Here is a 2,120-nt window from a genome sequence, read left to right as displayed (position 1 = left end):
GAAGAGGGATTTGGTGATCAGATCATGGGCTTCACCAAAAGTTCCATTCAGGTCGAGCTGATTTGGGCAACAACGCCCTGGATACCCTGTCGCGAGCACTGCTACGCCATCATCAACTGGTCAAAGCCATCCGCATCCACGGTCGTTATGTACCGGAATCCTTGCCAATGCCCGGTCTGCCGGTACTGGTCGCCATCTTCAGTCACACCAATACCTACACCTTGCACCAACTGCCCTCGACTCAGATAGGGCAGTTGGTGCTGTCGATTGCTCGCTTTTCCGGTCAGGCCACCCATGACCTGGACAACGGCATCTTTGAAGAGGTGTGGGACATGGGTGACAGCAGCGTCACCACGGACAGCGCCGAGCAGGCCGTCTACTGGTTGCCGTTACCGGAGCGCTGGGTCGCTCTGGAGGGCACACAAGTGGCGCTGCACGATAAAGACCATCCGGTGTTCAAGTTGCTCAACGTCACCGCCCGGAACGCGGGTCCGGTCCTGGATATCTGCGATGGTGTGGTCAGTCTGGCGCTAGCGTCAGATTGGGATGGGGAGTGGGTTGCATGACCGAGATCAACCGCTCCTCGCTACTTTCCAAGCTCAAGCATATCAAGGGCATGAAGCTGCTGGTTGAGCAGGCCGTCTTGCTCTACCTGTTGATGGCCGACGAGCAGACGCCTGTGTGGGTCAAGACCATCGTGGTCAGCGCACTCGCCTATTTGCTCTGTCCGGTCGATGCCGTACCGGACTTTATCCCCGGCGTCGGTCTCACCGATGACCTGGGGGTCATCAGCGGCGCCATTGCTTCGTTAGGCAGTCATATCCATCAAGGTCATCGCAGCAAAGCGGCTGACTTCTTCAAGTAACCCCTTCAGAAGGAATTTCATTATGGCTAAAGCCACACAACCGGCAGCGTCGGCTGCTCCGGTCTGGACTGTTATTAAATCCGCTAAGGCACCGAAGATAAGCGCACGGGCCAGTGGTTTGCTGCACTACGATGTGGGCAAGAATGATGAGGGTCGCTACGCCCTTCGCATTACCGCCAACGACACGGGCGGCCTGTTCAGCAAGCACTGGTTATCGCTCGATGACATCCTGGCACTGCTGGATATCCTCAAGGGTGCGCCATTCAAATCGGTAGCGCTCAAGGCGCTGTTTGTTCGAGGCAGTGCCAATAACCACGGTTTCCTCGCCGCCATCCTGCGGGCTGAAAAGTTACTGGTGGCCGCCGAGCCCAACTCGCCGTTCCACCGGGCCGGTCTCTCTCTCAGCGACTGGTCTACTCAGCTGGATGAACCAGTCAATATGGATAAACAGGCTCGCAAGGGAAAAGCCAAGGGGCAGAAGGGCCAAGATGACATGACCGATGAGATAACCATCGAGAAAGGCAATGAGCCCCCGTTTTTGGAAACAGCCAACGACCAGGCCGGTTTGTCAGACAAGATGGATGAGACAGGGGGTGAAGTTGAAACCGTAGACCCGGCGGCCAGTGAGGAGGCCCAACAATGAGCAACCGTGACATAGCACTGAACTGGCAGGGGCTCCCTCTGCCGGTTTCACGCCAGTTCGCAGTATGTCTGACCGACCTGCTGAACACGCACCATCCCACATGGCCCCAAGCCCGTGCTGTCACGATGAACTTTCGTGATCCGGGTTATGGTCCGGAGAGTGGTGGCTTTCATCCGGTGGAAATCCGTCTACAACGCCGAGGAAATCTATGGTCCTTGGTCTATATGACGGACTTCTCCTATGTCGGCATGGGTGACTATGCCGAATTGGCTAAGGAGGTCGATTTTGACTTCTCAAGCCAAGAAGGGCTGATTGCCTATGCGCATGTGGTGCCGTTGTCTGAGTTGGGTGAGTTCTATGAATTATGGGAGGGCAATTTCCTCACCTACCTGTCGCTGGGTGTCTATGCGATCACGGTAGCCACTGAATGATCCCTCCCTATTAATGCGCAAATTTCGCGGGTTCACGGGGTTGGCGTCGATTTACCCAATCTCTCCAAGGGAAAAACGCGCCCCGTTTCCCCCCCCGCTCACACGGGGCGGGCACGGGGCTCGCCGTGAATATGCGGGGCAACCCGACCAATTCATTAACTCACCCATTTTTCCGCAAATT

The 2,120-nt window shown here is 56.3% G+C and carries 4 protein-coding genes; all 4 read left to right on the top strand.

Annotation, left to right across the window (positions count from 1 at the left end):
• Nucleotides 1-62 precede the first annotated feature (62 nt).
• From OKB81_RS19490 to OKB81_RS19475, 4 genes are read left to right on the top strand one after another with little or no spacing between them, the layout of a single operon-like run.
• Nucleotides 63-566, top strand: coding sequence for a hypothetical protein (locus tag OKB81_RS19490; protein WP_270805391.1), 504 nt, complete (start codon nt 63-65; stop codon nt 564-566).
• Nucleotides 563-865 carry a YkvA family protein gene (locus tag OKB81_RS19485; RefSeq protein ID WP_021139674.1) on the top strand — a complete coding sequence of 101 codons (303 nt, stop codon included), beginning with the start codon at nt 563-565 and terminating at the stop codon, nt 863-865. The genes OKB81_RS19490 and OKB81_RS19485 overlap by 4 nt, the downstream gene beginning before the upstream one ends.
• 22 nt (nt 866-887) lie before the next feature.
• A complete protein-coding gene (locus OKB81_RS19480; RefSeq protein ID WP_270673383.1) occupies nt 888-1,508 on the top strand; it encodes a hypothetical protein in 621 nt (206 codons plus the stop codon).
• Nucleotides 1,505-1,939: a DUF2787 family protein gene (locus tag OKB81_RS19475; protein ID WP_043130272.1), complete on the top strand. Its 435-nt coding sequence runs from the start codon at nt 1,505-1,507 to the stop codon at nt 1,937-1,939. Before OKB81_RS19480 ends, OKB81_RS19475 begins: the two co-directional genes overlap by 4 nt.
• Nucleotides 1,940-2,120 lie beyond the last annotated feature (181 nt).

The organism is Aeromonas sp. QDB56, from assembly GCF_027705505.1.
GTDB lineage: Bacteria > Pseudomonadota > Gammaproteobacteria > Enterobacterales > Aeromonadaceae > Aeromonas > Aeromonas caviae.
The sequence above is the reverse complement of the archived record's forward strand: the minus strand, read 5'-3'. Positions and strand labels throughout refer to the sequence as shown.

Excerpts from the sequence above, each read along its gene's own strand:
- OKB81_RS19485 (WP_021139674.1), top strand. The coding sequence starts at position 563 with ATGACCGAGATCAACCGCTCCTCGCTACTTTCCAAGCTCAAGCATATC.
- OKB81_RS19475 (WP_043130272.1), top strand. The coding sequence starts at position 1,505 with ATGAGCAACCGTGACATAGCACTGAACTGGCAGGGGCTCCCTCTGCCG.
- OKB81_RS19480 (WP_270673383.1), top strand. The coding sequence starts at position 888 with ATGGCTAAAGCCACACAACCGGCAGCGTCGGCTGCTCCGGTCTGGACT.